The organism is Terriglobales bacterium, assembly GCA_035764005.1.
Taxonomy (GTDB): domain Bacteria; phylum Acidobacteriota; class Terriglobia; order Terriglobales; family Acidobacteriaceae; genus Gp1-AA112.
Genome location: DASTZZ010000045.1, coordinates 1 through 14,849, shown reverse-complemented (window position 1 = coordinate 14,849; position 14,849 = coordinate 1). Strand labels below are relative to the sequence as shown.

13 protein-coding genes and 1 tRNA gene are annotated in these 14,849 nt (G+C 55.2%); 7 read left to right on the top strand and 7 right to left on the bottom strand.

The annotated features are described in order from the left end of the window. The 4 genes from VFU50_07220 to VFU50_07205 form a co-directional block, all read left to right on the top strand. Positions 1-1,825 (top strand): LpqB family beta-propeller domain-containing protein (locus VFU50_07220; GenBank protein ID HEU5232634.1); only part of this gene is annotated, 1,825 nt, incomplete at its 5' end. Positions 1,826-1,910: 85 nt separating this feature from the next. Next, positions 1,911-2,753 carry an amidohydrolase family protein gene (locus VFU50_07215; GenBank protein ID HEU5232633.1) on the top strand — a complete coding sequence of 281 codons (843 nt, stop codon included), beginning with the start codon at positions 1,911-1,913 and terminating at the stop codon, positions 2,751-2,753. A gap of 194 nt (positions 2,754-2,947) precedes the next feature. After that, entirely contained in the window at positions 2,948-4,081 is a 1,134-nt protein-coding gene (locus VFU50_07210; protein ID HEU5232632.1) for a citrate synthase, read from the top strand. Between the two features lie 136 nt (positions 4,082-4,217). Beyond that, positions 4,218-4,697, top strand: coding sequence for a CBS domain-containing protein (locus VFU50_07205; protein HEU5232631.1), 480 nt, complete (start codon positions 4,218-4,220; stop codon positions 4,695-4,697). A gap of 760 nt (positions 4,698-5,457) precedes the next feature. Here VFU50_07205 and VFU50_07200 read toward each other — a convergent pair. The 5 genes from VFU50_07200 to rph form a co-directional block, all read right to left on the bottom strand. Beyond that, on the bottom strand, positions 5,458-5,742 hold the full coding sequence (locus VFU50_07200; GenBank protein ID HEU5232630.1) for a hypothetical protein: 285 nt from the start codon (positions 5,740-5,742) through the stop codon (positions 5,458-5,460). A 59-nt stretch (positions 5,743-5,801) separates the two neighbouring features. Next, the gene (locus VFU50_07195; protein ID HEU5232629.1) at positions 5,802-7,283 is read right to left on the bottom strand and encodes a C45 family peptidase; all 1,482 of its coding nucleotides are present in this window, start codon (positions 7,281-7,283) and stop codon (positions 5,802-5,804) included. A gap of 124 nt (positions 7,284-7,407) precedes the next feature. After that, positions 7,408-7,863: a DUF6496 domain-containing protein gene (locus VFU50_07190; GenBank protein HEU5232628.1), complete on the bottom strand. Its 456-nt coding sequence runs from the start codon at positions 7,861-7,863 to the stop codon at positions 7,408-7,410. A 103-nt stretch (positions 7,864-7,966) separates the two neighbouring features. Further along, the gene (locus VFU50_07185; GenBank protein ID HEU5232627.1) at positions 7,967-8,983 is read right to left on the bottom strand and encodes a tagatose 1,6-diphosphate aldolase; all 1,017 of its coding nucleotides are present in this window, start codon (positions 8,981-8,983) and stop codon (positions 7,967-7,969) included. 133 nt (positions 8,984-9,116) lie between these two features. Continuing rightward, positions 9,117-9,845 (bottom strand): ribonuclease PH, encoded by a 729-nt coding sequence (gene rph / locus VFU50_07180; protein ID HEU5232626.1) that lies wholly within the window; start codon positions 9,843-9,845, stop codon positions 9,117-9,119. A 303-nt stretch (positions 9,846-10,148) separates the two neighbouring features. Here rph and VFU50_07175 point away from each other — a divergent pair, with 303 nt between their 5' ends. After that, positions 10,149-12,716, top strand: coding sequence for a tetratricopeptide repeat protein (locus tag VFU50_07175; protein ID HEU5232625.1), 2,568 nt, complete (start codon positions 10,149-10,151; stop codon positions 12,714-12,716). A gap of 13 nt (positions 12,717-12,729) precedes the next feature. Continuing rightward, complete coding sequence (locus tag VFU50_07170; protein HEU5232624.1) at positions 12,730-13,257, top strand: hypothetical protein; 528 nt, start codon at positions 12,730-12,732, stop codon at positions 13,255-13,257. Positions 13,258-13,398: 141 nt separating this feature from the next. Here the strand turns inward: VFU50_07170 and VFU50_07165 are convergent, their stop codons facing one another. Further along, the gene (locus tag VFU50_07165; GenBank protein ID HEU5232623.1) at positions 13,399-13,560 is read right to left on the bottom strand and encodes a hypothetical protein; all 162 of its coding nucleotides are present in this window, start codon (positions 13,558-13,560) and stop codon (positions 13,399-13,401) included. A gap of 258 nt (positions 13,561-13,818) precedes the next feature. Between VFU50_07165 and VFU50_07160 the strand changes: the two genes are divergently transcribed. Then, positions 13,819-13,894 (top strand) — tRNA-Phe (locus tag VFU50_07160). A gap of 57 nt (positions 13,895-13,951) precedes the next feature. Here the strand turns inward: VFU50_07160 and VFU50_07155 are convergent. Then, positions 13,952-14,849: site-specific integrase (locus VFU50_07155; protein HEU5232622.1), on the bottom strand; the 898-nt coding region annotated here is incomplete at its 5' end.

The window sequence follows — 14,849 nt, the reverse complement described above, 5'->3', positions numbered from 1 at the left end:
CAACGGCAGCTCCCCAGTTCAATCCTCAGCGGCGCCGGTTACGCTGCCTCTAGCTACGCCCACTCTGCCAGAGAAAAAGCGAAAGCTTCGTTTTCCGCACGTCTGGCAGATAGCAGTGATGGCTACTGTTATGGCGATGGGCGTCGTTGTATGGCTAAGGCGAACCGAATACTTCTGGAAGAATCCACTTGCGAACGCGCGCTTTCAAACGATCACCAATTTTGAAGGAGTTGGCGACGCCGCTGCCCTTTCCCGCGATGGCCACTTTGTGGCGTTCCTTTCGAAACGTGATGGACAAACCGACGTGTGGCTGACTCAGGTTGGCTCCGGAGAATTCCATAACCTGACGCACGGCAGCCTGCCAGGTCTTTCGAATCCATTGATCCGTAATCCCGCGTTTTCACCTGATGGATCTCTGGTCACCTTTTGGTCGCGGACGCAAAACAGCTCCGGCCAGGGTGACATCAATATCTGGGCGATGCCGACCCTGGGCGGAGAACCAAAGCTCTATCTGCAAAATGTTGGTGAGTTCGACTGGTCACGAGACGGCTCGCGGCTTGCATATCACACGCCCGGTCCTGGCGATCCCCTGTATGTCTCCAGCACGGGAAATCGGACGGACGCTCGGCAGATTCTTAGCGCACCTGCAGGCCAGCACTGTCACTTCCCGTTATGGTCTCCCGATTCGAAGTTCATCTACTTCGTACAGGGATCTCTCCCCGATGAGCTCGATATCTGGCGCATTCCAAGTGAAGGTGGAAATCCGGAACGAATCACTTTCCACAATGGGCGGGTAACTCATCCAGTCTTCCTGAACCGCAACACAATTGCCTATCTCACAACCGATGCCGATGGCTCGGGTCCATGGATTTATAGCGTAAACGTCGAGCGTCGCATCTCTCATCGCCTTACATTCGGACCTGAACGATACACCTCGCTGGCGGCTTCTGCAGATGGTCGGCGTCTGGTCGCGACTTTGGCAACTCCGATAAAAAGTCTGTGGCATATGGATCTCGCCGACCGGAACAAGAGCAATCCCGCCGCGATCTCGCTAAGGACGAGTACCGGATTCTCGCCGCGGCTTGGACCTAACTATCTCCTGTATGTGTCAGTGACGGGAGCGCGTGAGAGCATCTGGAAAATCGCGAACGGCACCACGACCGAATTGTGGAGCGGAGAAGATGCGGCCAGCGTTGGCGGGCCTGCAATCTCGCCCGACGGTGATACCGTGGCATTCGCCGTAAAACAGAGAGGTCGGACTCTTCTGTACGTGATGCAGGCGGATGGCACCGGAGCGCGGGTTACCTCCGATTCCCTGGAGCTTGTAGGAGACCCTGCGTGGACGCCTGACGGCAAGTCCATCACCGTTGCCGCAAACGATGATGGGGTTCCGCATATATTCAGAATTCCCGTGGACCGTCGCGGTGCAACTCCGTTTGTACACGAGTACTCCTTGAACCCAACCTGGTCTCCCGATGGGAACTTTGTCGTGTACTCAGGGCCCGACATAGGCACAACATTTTCTATCGAAGCAGCCAATTCAGACGCTTCGCCACATCCGCTGCCTCCCCTCAAGCTTGCTCGCGGCGCTCGACACATCGCCTTCCTCGCCGACGGCCAATCGATTGTGCTGCTTCGCGGCGATCTTCAGCACAAGGATTTGTGGGAAATAGATTTGAAGACTGGCTCGGAGCGACAACTAACCAGGCTCGCTCCCGATTTCGATGTACAAGACTTTGATATCTCTCCCAGTGGAGGGGAGGCTGTACTTGAACGCGTACAAGAGCGTTCCGATGTCGTCCTGCTGGATCTGCCGCAAAGATAGCTCCAAGCTCAGAAACTATTTCCTCAGGCATCAAGTGTACTGAGCGAAGTCCGCATCAAACGTCTGTTCCTGTACTCTAGCTGCGATGATCACCGACTGCCACGTTCACATCCAGCCTGTTGAGATGTTTAAGCCCGAAGCTCTGGCGGCGATGAAGAAGAAACGCGCGAATTTCGATGAGGTGACCGAGTTTTGCCGTTCTCCAAAAAAGTTTCTGCAGTATCTCGACCGCATCGGCATAGATCGTGCCGCACTGATCAACTATGTCGCGCCGGAAGTGATTGGCTTCACTCCGGAGGTGAACGAGTTCATTGCGAAATACGTGGAGGTGGATCCGAAGCGTTTGATCCCCTGCGGCAGCGTTCACCCGCGGCACACTTCCAACGTGCAGCGCGACATGGAGCACCTCGTCCGCCTTGGCATTCGCATGATTAAGGTGCATCCGCCGCATCAGTTGCTCTATCCGAACGACTACCTGAACGGAGTCAAGGAACTGGAGATCATCTATCGAATTGCCGAAGAGAACGGCATTCCTGTGATGGTGCACACAGGAACGTCAATTTTTCCCGGAGCCAGGAACAAGTTCGGCGATCCCATCTACGTGGATGATGTTGCCGTCGATTTTCCCAAATTGAAAATCCTGCTGGCACATGGTGGGCGGCCCTTATGGATGAATACTGCATTCTTCCTGGTGCGGCGCCATCCAAACGTGTTCCTCGACATCAGCGGCATACCTCCCAAGAGCCTGCTGACGTATTTCCCTCGACTCGAAGAAATCGCAGGCAAGACGCTCTTCGGGACAGACTGGCCCGGACCCGGAGTGCCCGAGATCGAGCGCAATCTACAAGACGTTCGATCGCTTTCAATCAGCGAAGCAGCAAAACAACAGATTCTAAGCAAAACGGCATTGTCTATCTGGCCTGCTTAGGGAAGAACCCCGAGGTCACAAACAACCTCTGTGACCTCGGGGTTGCCTCCGTGACCTTCGTGTTCGCTCTGCTCCATTGAGTTTGCCCGCGTCTATAAACTTCGTTTATAAAAGAAGGTTGCTCTCTTCACGATGCGGCTCACTGAGACAGTGGCTTGCGTTCTGCTCGGGTGGAGAGCCTCTTCGAGGTTTCCATGTCCACCACGCCAGCAACAAAAGGTCTAGAGGGAGTCGTAGCTGCGAATTCGAGTATTTGTTTCATTGACGGCGATGAGGGCATTCTTGCTTATCGCGGCATCGACATCCACGACCTCGCCGACAATTCCACATTCGAAGAAGTTTGCTACCTGCTGTGGTTTGGTCAACTCCCGAAACGGGAAGAGCTGGAGCACCTCAAACACCGACTCGCTGAATCGCGTGTACTGGACCCCAAAATCATCGACATGATGCGAAACTTTCCGAAATCGGCAACCCCGATGGAAGTTCTGCGGACAACGGTGTCTGCGCTATCATTTTACGATCCCGACGAAAAAGCCGTCGATCATGACTCGAACGTACGGAAGTCATACGCGCTGACCTCACAAATCGCGATGATTGTTGCGATTTACGATCGCATCCGCAAGGGCAAGAAGATCGTTGCGCCTGACCCGAAGCTCTCGCATGCCGCCAACTTCCTACTGCTGCTCAACGGTGAAAAGCCTTCTCCAACCGCCGAAAAGGCCCTTGACATAGCTCTTATTCTTCATGCTGATCACGAACTGAATGCCTCTACCTTCGCCGCTCGTGTGACTGCCGCCACTCTCTCCGACATGCACTCCGCTATCACCAGCGCGATCGGAGCTCTCAAGGGCCCGCTTCATGGAGGAGCCAACGAGCAGGTCATGCGCATGCTGTTCAATCTCGACAAAGCGGGCAAAGATCCGGTCGATCATGTGAAGAGCATGCTTGCCGATCGGAAGAAGATTCCTGGCTTCGGCCACCGCGTGTACACGACCGAAGATCCCCGGGCTACGCACCTGCGCAAAATGTCGGAGGACCTGGGTCGATCAAGCGGCAATCCGAAGTGGTTCGATATGTCGCGGAAGATCGAGAAGTTCATCAATGCCGAAAAGAAGCTCAATGCCAACGTTGATTTCTATTCCGCATCTACCTACACAGCATTAGGTCTCGACATCGATTTATTCACGCCGATCTTCGCCACATCGCGCATCGCCGGATGGACCGCGCACGTCATCGAGCAGCTCGACGACAATCGCCTGATTCGACCGCGCGCCGAGTACGTGGGGCCGCAGTACCCCAATCGCTACGTGCCCATAGACCAGCGATAAACCCCGGTTAACCACAGAGAACACAGAGGGGCACAGAGGATCAAACGGTCTGATTTGCTAATTCCTCTGTGTCTTCTGTGGTTAAGCTCGGCTTTTTGCCGAAATGCTCAACTACAGCGCAGATTCCTCTGCTATCATGCGCTTCGTTATGGCGGAGCCCGCGATAAAGGAAAGCCATCAGAAAACGTCGTTTCGTGTTCGCGATTACATGACCAGCACGGTCACGAGCCTCACCGTCGATGCGCGTCTGCTGGATGCGGCACTGCTGATTCGCCGCACGGGAAAGCGGCACGTGCCGGTGGTGTCGGCGGAAGGAAAAGTAGTTGGGATAATCAGCGACCGCGACGTTTCGCGACTCGCCCCATCGGTTCTCTCGCCGCTCAGCTCCGAGGAGTACAACCGCATTTTCGAGGGGACGCCGGTCACATTGGCCATGACCAAAGACCCAGTCACGATTCATCCCGACGCTCCGGTACAGCAGGCCGTGCAGATCATGACGAGCAGGAAATTCTCATCTGTGCTGGTCACCGAAAGCGATGGAAAGCTGGTGGGCATCATTACCGTGACCGATCTGCTGAGCCTGCTTGGTGAACTACTCGGATCGTCAGCAGCGTGAGAGCTTCGTTACGCGCGAAGTTCGCGAAGAAAGGCACTACCGTCCGTCGCAGCGGAGGGGTTCGGCTTGATCTCGAAGCAAAGCACCCATCCCGGCAAGCCGCGACGATACTGACTCGCTTCAGCAATCGAACCGATTCTCTCCCCAGCTCACCGAAAAACGGGCGCAGCGTTCACTTCGGAATAATGAAAACAGGCCGAGCCGAGCCCCGGATCAGCTCAGCCTGTACCACAAACCAGATTAGGCAGTCTTCGCTAAGACACGTGCGGGCTCGGCAATGGACCTGACCTTCGATTCAGGCTTGTGCTCAGTGACAAGCTTCATCTGTTTCCAGTCGTAAGGAAATTCCTTTCCACAATCCAGGCACACAACATAGGTGCCCGTCACCTGCGCAGCTGGAGAACGACGAGAGCTGCGGGTCGTAAATGGGAAGCTATAGTTTCTGTGCCAGCAACCGAAGAGCATATTGACCAGACTCATCGAACACCCCTTGGGAAACTTCGGGAAAGAAGCATTTGCTGAAAATCTCTTTACAATCCAGCTTCTCTCCTCAACAGCATTAGATTCAGAAGAGCTGAATTTGGTTCCTTCGCATTCAGCTACTTTCTTTCATCAGCAAATTGTTTCACTCAATTGAACCCAGAGTAGCTGGAGAAGATGCTGTGGAGGCCCTAAGCCATTGAATCGGAATAACTTGACTGCGGAAGGAGCATGGACGCTCTGCTTCCGAGCGCCGAAATGGAACTGAATTTCTAATCTTTCAGGCGGCCAGGCGCTCAGAAAGGAACGCCATCGCCTCGCGCATGGTTTGATCAGCGTCGAGTCCGATCGGAAAAATTGGCTCCTGCATGCGCTTCCAAACGCCGTCCTGCTGAACGTATACGGAGACGTAAAAAGGAATGTCGGGATTCGAGTAGGAATGCCAAAGTTCGAGGCGGTACATTTGCTCGCGAATGACGACTACACCGGTCTTAATCAGCTCCCAGGCCTCGGTGATGCCGGGAAAATTGCGGAAGTCTTTCAGCGAATTGCAGTCCTCTGCCATCTCGATCCTCTTCTTTCCATTATGCCCTACCACTTGGATGAGAATGCAGGACTGCTCAGCTAAGGCAAAGTCGACTTCGCAGCAGATTTTTCGTCAGCCTTCGCGCTGCCAGCGCTCGACGAGTTTTCGCGATCGCTGCTCTTGAACTGCGTCCATGGCCCGGCTTTCATGTCATGAAGAAATGGAGCCATCCAGGCGTACTCGGGATGCTGACCGAGGAAATCCTTGGCGTGAAAATCCTCGCCGCAGGGGTGTCCTGCGCGTGCAACCAGCTCCATTCCCGCCGCCATGTCGCTGTCGGTGGCTTTGCCCTGGACTGCTCCGCCGGGAAAATACGGATTCCATCCCCAAACTTCAATTCCACGAGCGCTCACGTCGGCATGTCCGCAGAGAGTGCGCTCGTCGGGCTGCTCCTTTTTGTCATAAGCGTCGTAATGATCGGAGAGGAACTGCTGCGCCATTGAGACGTCGATCTTGCCTTTGTTCTGCTGCATCACTTCTTCCCAGCGGGTGTGGCGGGCGTTGGGAGAGGTCGCAGCATTATTCGGATCAAAATCAGTTTCTTCTTTGATCAGCTTGGAATCTCGGGGGAAGTTCGAACTGACGAAATATCCATTTTTTGAGCGCCATAGCGGCGTGTTCTTCAACCCCAACTCTAGATAAGCGATCTCATTGGTCTTGCGATCGCCGATGAGCCAATCGTTCGCATATCCACCGTTGTTCCCTTCCTTGATAATGCGCACATAATCGTCGATCGAGTTGGCGTACTGCATAGCTTTGCGCGAGCGTACAAATTCGGGAATGCCGTTAGGATCGAATCCTTCGAACTGCGTGATCGTGGTCTCGGTGATCATGATTCCCGCAGAGTTCACGCCAAAATCATCGTCGGAGGTGATCACGCCGGGAAAGCCATCCATCAGGATCTTGTTTCCCTTTTCGGGAGCGATGTCGAACATGATCACCCAGCGCTCGCCGTTCATGTAGTTCGTCCAGTTGTTGTGGGCGATCACGATCTTGCCGTCTTTCGTGTAGCTGCCGGTGGCAATGAAGGCGCTGCAGTTCCCGGGCGCGAACAACTTGGGAGCATTCAACAGAGCTTGCTTCTTGTTGAGCCAGGGAACGTAGTAGTCGGGCACTTCTTCAAAAGCATTCAGCGCCACAACGTCATAGACATCCAGTTTGCTGCCACGAGCTTTTAACCCATCGGCGATTCCCTGCAGTTCCTGCCGGTATTCGGCTTCGATATGCGGCCAAAGCACCTCGCGCGCCGTTTTGCGAAAGAACTCCCAATCGCGCTGGCTACTGTGGGTGTCAAAAAGCTTGACGGCGTTGAGCGCGTCTTCTATTTCAGGCGCGAGCAGATAACCGTGCTGATAGCCGACGTTGCTGGGAGAGCCTTCGAGATGCACGTAGATCCAGCCTCCGCGTTCAAAGCGGTAGGCGTTGCCCAAACGGGGATCTTTAGTGGAGGACTTGGCGAATGTAGCGACAGACAAACAAGTTACCGCCAGGCACAAAACAGCAAAGAAAGAACGACGCACGAGGTCTCCTGACCGCAGGAATAATCAGAATGCGCCAATCTTAGGTGCGCGAGCAGCCAGGGTCAAGATACGAGAGTGCCGAGCGACCGCTAATTACGGACCGCGTCACGGAAGCCTTCGTACTCTAAGCAGCGCGGCGATGCTGCCGGGTGGACGCTGCCTTTTTTGCCGCTGCGCTGCGCGATGACCGACTACGTCGTGCGGCAGCGCTCCGCGCCTGCTTCGATAAAGCACTGTGAGAAGCCGCTGAATGCGGCTCGCGCTTAAGTGCACGCTCGCGAGCCGTGGAACGCTTGTGCGACGTCTTTTGTGAGCCAACCGCGGCTTTGGCCAAATCGCGCTTCGCTTGCTTTCGCGTGCGCGACGACGTAGTTCCCGCTTTGGGAGCAGCCAGTTTGACTCCCGCTCGCCGGGCCTTCGACAGTCCAATCGCGATTGCCTGTTTTGTATTGCGTGCTCCGTGCTTCCCGCGGCGAATGTGTTCCATTTCTTCATGCACGAATTCGCCAGCCTGCGTACTCGGGGCTTTTCCTTCTTGTTTATCTTTCTTGGCGCGCTGCAGCGTAGTCTTCCAGGGCATGCTTCACCTCTACACAGCAACGATGCGGGTGAGCAGATTCTCGATGTCTCCGGAAAAGAAGAAGGCCCGGCGAGTGCCAGGCCTGCGTCAATCGACCATGTATTTATGCCAATGCGGCGTCTGATTTTGCACCGTAGGCTTGGTACCAGGGAGTGGCGGCTTTCAAACGTTCGTTCACATTCTCGATGTTTTTCACGCCCTCGTTATTCATCCAGTCTGCGAAAGCTTTTTCTCCCTGCTTCGCGAACACCGGTACGCCATCCGCCCACGTCGCGCGACCGCAGAGGACGCCGTTGAACTTCACTCCAGATTCGGCGGCAAGTTCCAGCGTCTCTGAGAACTCGCTGTTGCTGACACCGGCGGAAAGATAAATGAACGGCTTCTTTGATACGGCTGCTGATTTGCGGAACAACTCGATCGCTTCCTTCCGCGTGTAAGCCGAGCCTTTCCCAGCGTTGCTCTTCACGCCTTCGACAAACTTCATATTGATAGGAACTTCGGCCTTCATGACATCCACGCCGTACTGCTCCTTGGTGAACTCTTCCATGCTGCGGATCACGCTCTCCGGCTTGCGCTTCGCGTACTCGAGTCCCTTCTCGTCGCCGCCTTTGGGATCGTAGCCAACGAACTCCAGGAAGAATGGAATATCTTCGCCGCGGCACTCGTCTCCGATGCGCTCGACGAACGCGTGCTTTTCTTCGTTGACCTCTTTGGAGTCAAAGGGCGAGTAGTAGATCAAGACCTTAATGCAATCGGCGCCGGCAGCTTTCAATCGGCGCACCGACCAGAAGTTGAGAAGATCGGGAATGCGACCGGGACGAGTGTTGTCGTATCCGGTTTGCTCGTAGGCAAGCAGCAGGCCGGCTTTCTTGTTGCGCTTCTTGGCTGCCGGCAATCCAAATTCGGGATCGAGCAGGATGGCGCTGGCGTGCTTGGTGAGAACTTCGGTGACGATCGTCTTGAAGTCCTCCAGCATCTTGTCCGGCACATCAGGCACGCCTTTTTCCTTGGCGAGTGACTTCTTTAGCGATCCGCGCTGATCCATGGCAGCTGCCGCGATTACGCCGCGAGCGTCGGAGACCGCTTTCATTCCGGCGAGCTTTCCGGGAGTTAACTTCACAGGGGGAATCCTCCTTGGGATTTTTGAAATGTTGTCGAGACCGCTTCTTTGCAGGCTCAATCCAGGCCGAAGGCGTCGGCTGCTGGGATAAAGATGATGGCAATTCGATTGTAGCTTAGCCTCAACCCTGGTGCTACTGCGCCCGCTCCAGCGCAGCCGTCTGAAGCGCGAGAAGGTCAGTTATTCCCTGCTTGGCTACGCGAATCAACTCTGTGAGTTGAGAGTCAGCGAACGCAACTTGCTCGGCTGTTGCCTGGACTTCGACGAAGCGTCCCGATCCGGTCATAACCAGGTTCATGTCCACTTCGGCACGCGAGTCTTCTTCATACGCGAGGTCGAGCAGGATCGTGCCATCCACGATTCCTACGCTCGTAGCGGCAACGCTGTCCCTCAGCGGAGATTTCCTCAGCGTCCCCGCCGCGACCAGCCGGCGCACAGCCAACGCGAGCGCAACATACGCGCCGGTGATCGACGCTGTGCGCGTACCTCCATCGGCTTGAATCACATCGCAATCGATGAAGATGGTGCGCTCGCCCAATTGCGACAAGTCACAAATCGTGCGCAATGATCTTCCGATCAACCTCTGAATCTCGTGAGTTCGTCCACCGATTCGGCCTTTGCTGGATTCGCGCGGCGTACGGGTGAGCGTCGAACGCGGAAGCATTCCGTATTCGCTGGTGATCCAGCCCTTTCCCGAATTGCGAAGGAACCCTGGAACACTTTCTTCGATAGAAGCCGTACAAATCACGCGCGTGTGCCCAACCTCGATCAGTGCCGAACCCTCGGCCATGCCGATGTAGTCAGGGGTGATGCGCACCGGACGCATCTGCTCAGCCGTGCGATTGTCGCTGCGAAAAGCCATGGTTCGATTCTATTTGAGGATGGCGAGCATGAAGAATCGGGTCATCGGGTCATCGCGTCATCGGGTGAAGGAGAAGGAACAATCGGCAATAGATAGGTAGTAGGCGATAGGCTCCGAAGGAGTCCTGGTTTATCAGTCTGTAACCTATTGCTTATTGCTTTTTGCCTATTGCTGATTCGTCGTTGCGCACACCCACTTTGCCCGATGACCCGATCGTCCGATGACCCGATTCTTCATGGCCCATTCCGGTAATTCATTGACCTTACCCCTCAACCATCCTACGATTGCGAACACACCCTTCTGATGTCAGCCCCCACACGCCATACCGGAGGAATGCTCGGGCGTTACCGTCTGCTCGAGCAGATCGGCGCAGGAGGAATGGGCATCGTCTATCGTGCGCATGACGAGCGCCTGGGACGCGACGTCGCCATTAAGCTGCTTGCACCCGGCAGCATTCGCAGCATCGTAGCGCGTCACCGGGTACGGAACGAGGCGATCGCGCTGTCTCGCCTGAGCCATCCCAATATCGAGACTATTTTCGAATTTGACTCGCAGGATGATTGCGATTTTCTCGTCGTTGAACTAATCGAAGGTGTTTCGCTCGATGAACTGCTGAGTCGCGGCCCTCTGCCGCAAACTCTAGCTGTTTCCCTCACCATGCAGCTTCTGCGTGGGCTGGCGGCTGCTCATGAAAAAGGAATCATTCATCGCGATCTAAAACCTTCGAATCTGCGCCTCACCCACGAGAGCTTCTTGAAAATTCTCGATTTCGGCATAGCAGATTTAGGCGACGAGAAGTCCAAGCAGGCGCACGAACTTACAACTGAGACGCACAGCACGATTCTGACCGGCACGCTAGCCTACATGTCGCCGGAGCAGCTTCGCGGCACACAGCCGGATGCGCGAAGCGACATCTACGGCGCAGGACTGGTTCTATATCAGATGTGCGTAGGCCGCCCACCTTATAGCGAGACCGGCGCGCTGTTAATCGACGCCATCCTCAATCGTCCTGTCCCACCGCCGATCAAGTTCAATGCCGAGATCTGCCAGCCTTTGCAGGAGATCATCCTCAAGGCGCTGCAGAAAGATCCGAGGCAGCGCTACCAATCCGCCCGGGAGATGTTGCGTGATCTCGAAGTCCTCGATGACGCAGTCGCGAGGCGAGCAACGCGCCGTCTTAGACGAACCGTCACCGCCGGGATCGTAGTGTTGGTTCTGGGCGTGCTAATCGGGCTTGAAAACCGCCGGATCGTCGATTGGGTAGATTCCAGACTGCACCCTGTTCCAGCGAATAAGTACGTAGCAGTGATGCCCTTCCGAGGCATTGATAACGACGATCCCGCGTTCGATAAGGGACTCAGTGCAACTGTCGCTGCGAAGTTGATGGAAGCCACGTCGGCACAGCAGGTTCAGATCGTCTCCCCGCGAGAATTGATTTCTGAGCATGTTGCCGACGTGATGGATGCGCGCAAGAAACTGGGAGTAAACCTGGCAATCGAAGGAACGTTACAGCAGATTGAAAATAAGACAGTCATTCACCTTGAGTTGGTCGATGCCGCCACCCGCGGGTTGCTACGAGCGCGCGACATTAGTGTAAGCAGAGATCGTCCTTTTGCTCTGCAGGACGAAGTCGTAGACAGAACCGTGCAGATGCTGGAGATCGAAATTCACAAGAACATCGGCGCGGAAGGACACGGCACCACCAATCCTGAAGCTTTCAAGGCATACACGCGGGCGACTGGGTTTCTCCACGACGAGAGCCATCCCGAAGATTTGGACGGCGCCATTTCGCAGTTTCAGCAGGCACTTCGGCTCGATCCAGGCTACTCCGAAGCGTATGCCGGATTGGGAATTGCGTACATCGAGAAGTACCGCGACACTCGCGACTCACGATGGATGAAGCAGAGTGAAGACACCTGTCAGCGCGCGCTCGATCTTGATCCCCAGCGCGTCGAGGGAACCATCTGCCTGGGAACATTCTTTCTTAGGAGCGGACAGAATCAGCAGGCCGCGTCGAATTTCCGAGTGGCACTGGACAAAGATCCCACCAATGACGACGCCATCTTTGGACTCGCCACCGCCTACGAACGCCTCGAGGATCGCGCGCAGGCCGAAGACGCATACAAGAAAGAAATCCAGATCAGGCCAAACTACGAAATCGGTTACATGCGCCTGGGGACGTTTTACAGTCATCAGGGCCGCTATGCCGACGCTGGCGCTCAGTTCAGACGCGCAACCGAACTGAATTCGGAGGATCCCCGACCGTGGTCCAGATTGGGCGGCGCGTATTTCCTATCGGGTGAATATGACAAGGCCATCGCGGCGCTGCAGCACGCGATCGCTGGCCGCCCAACTTACGAGGCTTATTCCAATTTGGGTCTGGCGTATCTGGCTCTGCGGCGATTTCCCGACGCGATTGCTGCCTTCCAGCAGGCGGTTAGTCTCGGACCAAGCGAAATCCAACCGTATGGCAATTTAGGACGCGCATATTACTACTTCCCTCCAACCCACTCGCAAGCACGCGAGCCATTGCAGAAAGCTCTTCGCCTGACCCAAAAAGACCTTACTGTCAATCCAAATGACGCTGATGCCCGACTCTTAGCAGCCGAGTACTATTCCATGCTGAAGGACGATGACAAAGCTCGCCAGAATCTCGACATTGCCCTTCGCCTCCGTCCCAGCGATCCTGAAACTCTATACTTCGCCGCTATTGTGCACAGCCAAATGAGGGAGTATAACGAGGCTCTCAAGTGGCTCAAGCAAGCGATTGCTAAGGGCTACTCGACGGCCGAAATCTCTCGCGCCGTCGAATTTGACGAACTCCGGCACGACCCCCGGTTTACCAGGCTCCTGGGCTCTCAACCAAAATGATCTGGAGAGAACGATGAAGATCAGCAGATACGCTCTGGCCACTGCGGCCCTGATTGCGTTGTTAGTTGTGCAGCTCGGATGCGAACGGCAAAATCGCGGCGGTGAAGGCGCAGAGTCGAAGCAGCAGCTACGGCACAATCGCAGCCATCCGAATTACCTTGAGTGCGATTTTTACGACACTTCGAAAAAATTCTGTCTGGTAACGTTGAGCACAGTTGACTATTACGGCGGAAGGAAACACGATCCCATTTGGCTCGCCCCAGGCACAAAAGTGGTGTGGATCGCAGATACCGATGATAAATTTACTGTCGCCGCTCCAACCGAAGATCCCTCTTGCGAATCGTCTGATGCCAAAAAGACGTCGCACAAACAGCCCTTCGACACCGATATTGCTACCACGACGCCAACGGACTTAATCACCACGCATGTCCGCGGCGATGCTGATAAAGGAAGCTGCTTTGACATCAACATCACGAAGGCTTCCAAAAACGCGCGCAATACAGCCGCGGATCCTCACGTCTACGTGGGAGACGGTCCGTAGTTTCCGCCCTCCGTAGGGTTCCGACAATGTTCTCAACTCCGGGAACCAGGATGTGCCTTGGCGAAAAACGAAACCGGTGTACGAATGCAGTCCAAGATTGCATTTCGTACACCGGTGATTTAGGAAGATTGTGCGCGAGCGCTAGCTGGCGAGCGCATCCACCGAATGCGCGCTGGCCGACGAGGGCAGCGGACATTCATACATAGCGTGAAAGTCTTTGGCTTCGCTCAGCGCCTGCTCGTCTTCACCACGAGCGCTCCAGCGGCAGTTGGGACAAAGTACGACGGTTTCACGAGTTTCCATATTGCCCTCCAAGTTAATACTCTGCGCCCATCCAGCAGAGATGTGAAATCGACATTTCTTATCGTCAGAATCGGAAAAAATTATCGTACTCCTCGTCGTCCAGCCGCCCAAAGCCCTCGATCCAAACGCCCAAGCTCGAGCCTCAAACGCCGAAAGTTCTCGCGACGCAACCCAGTTCCAAATGCGCCGCAGCCGAGTTGCTATAATTCTTTCAGCGTTGCAGTTCGACGCCTCCAACCTGTAATCGCATTCCAGATTGGCCAGGTAGCTCAGATGGTAGAGCGCAGCCCTGAAAAGGCTGGCGTCGGCGGTTCGATTCCGTCCCTGGCCACCATGTTTTCAAGCACTTGCGAGTGCCCTTTCCGCTGTTTTGGTTCCATTTGGTTCCAATTCACTGCACCAACTGCGATCCATTAGGCATTGGCGAGGCTGCTTCGGTGGCGTGTTTAGCCGCCAACCGCTGCTTAACCATCGCACTCATTTTGCTGATTGCGCGCTGCTGCGACTCAGGAACAAATTGTGCGTAGATGTCCATCGTCGTCGCAATGCGCGAGTGCCGCATCTGGCCTTGTACATCTTTGGGATTCGCACCGGCCTCGATCAGCCAAGTTGCGTAAGACGTGCGCAGAGACCGCCAGTTCACAAACTCGATGCCAAGCTTTCGCGCAGCGGGTTTAATGAACCGAACCAGCACGTTGTTATCGCGCATCGGTTTCGCATCTTTGACTGACTGGAAAACGAGATCATTCGGGCGGGCGGACTTCACAGCTTTATAACGCCGCTTTGCCCGTCCTGCTCTCACGATCACAGTCAAAGATTTCAATCGCTCAATGCGTTCGATCACCGACCGATCCACTCCAATTGTGGCGTTGCTGCAGTCGCTCTTGGGTTCTCCCCAATCGCCACGGCAGTAGCGCTCATCAACCGTGATGGAATCGGCGTGGACATCTTCCCATCGCAATCCGATCAACTCGCTCACGCGCAATCCGGAATAAACCGCCACGTACACCATCGTGGAGTACGGTTCTGGGATTTGGTTCACGAGCTGCTCAAACTGCTCTGGTGTGATGTGTGGTTTCGCTTTGCGCTTTCCTCTCTTGCTAATTGGCAGCCTCACTCCTTCCACCGGATTCTTCACCAACAAACCGTATCCCACTGCGGAGCGCAGAATGCTCGACAGAACATCGCGGATTTTGTCCTTCGATTCTTGGCCGAGTGTTGAGAGAGTTGTGCCGGAGAAGTACCGCTGAATTTCGAGCGTGGTCAGATCACGCAAGCACGAGTTCGCG

Excerpts from the sequence above, each read along its gene's own strand:
- VFU50_07215 (HEU5232633.1), top strand. The coding sequence starts at position 1,911 with ATGATCACCGACTGCCACGTTCACATCCAGCCTGTTGAGATGTTTAAG.
- VFU50_07210 (HEU5232632.1), top strand. The coding sequence starts at position 2,948 with ATGTCCACCACGCCAGCAACAAAAGGTCTAGAGGGAGTCGTAGCTGCG.
- VFU50_07205 (HEU5232631.1), top strand. The coding sequence starts at position 4,218 with ATGCGCTTCGTTATGGCGGAGCCCGCGATAAAGGAAAGCCATCAGAAA.
- VFU50_07200 (HEU5232630.1), bottom strand. The coding sequence starts at position 5,742 with ATGGCAGAGGACTGCAATTCGCTGAAAGACTTCCGCAATTTTCCCGGC.
- VFU50_07190 (HEU5232628.1), bottom strand. The coding sequence starts at position 7,863 with ATGCCCTGGAAGACTACGCTGCAGCGCGCCAAGAAAGATAAACAAGAA.
- rph (HEU5232626.1), bottom strand. The coding sequence starts at position 9,845 with ATGGCTTTTCGCAGCGACAATCGCACGGCTGAGCAGATGCGTCCGGTG.
- VFU50_07175 (HEU5232625.1), top strand. The coding sequence starts at position 10,149 with ATGTCAGCCCCCACACGCCATACCGGAGGAATGCTCGGGCGTTACCGT.
- VFU50_07170 (HEU5232624.1), top strand. The coding sequence starts at position 12,730 with ATGAAGATCAGCAGATACGCTCTGGCCACTGCGGCCCTGATTGCGTTG.
- VFU50_07165 (HEU5232623.1), bottom strand. The coding sequence starts at position 13,560 with ATGGAAACTCGTGAAACCGTCGTACTTTGTCCCAACTGCCGCTGGAGC.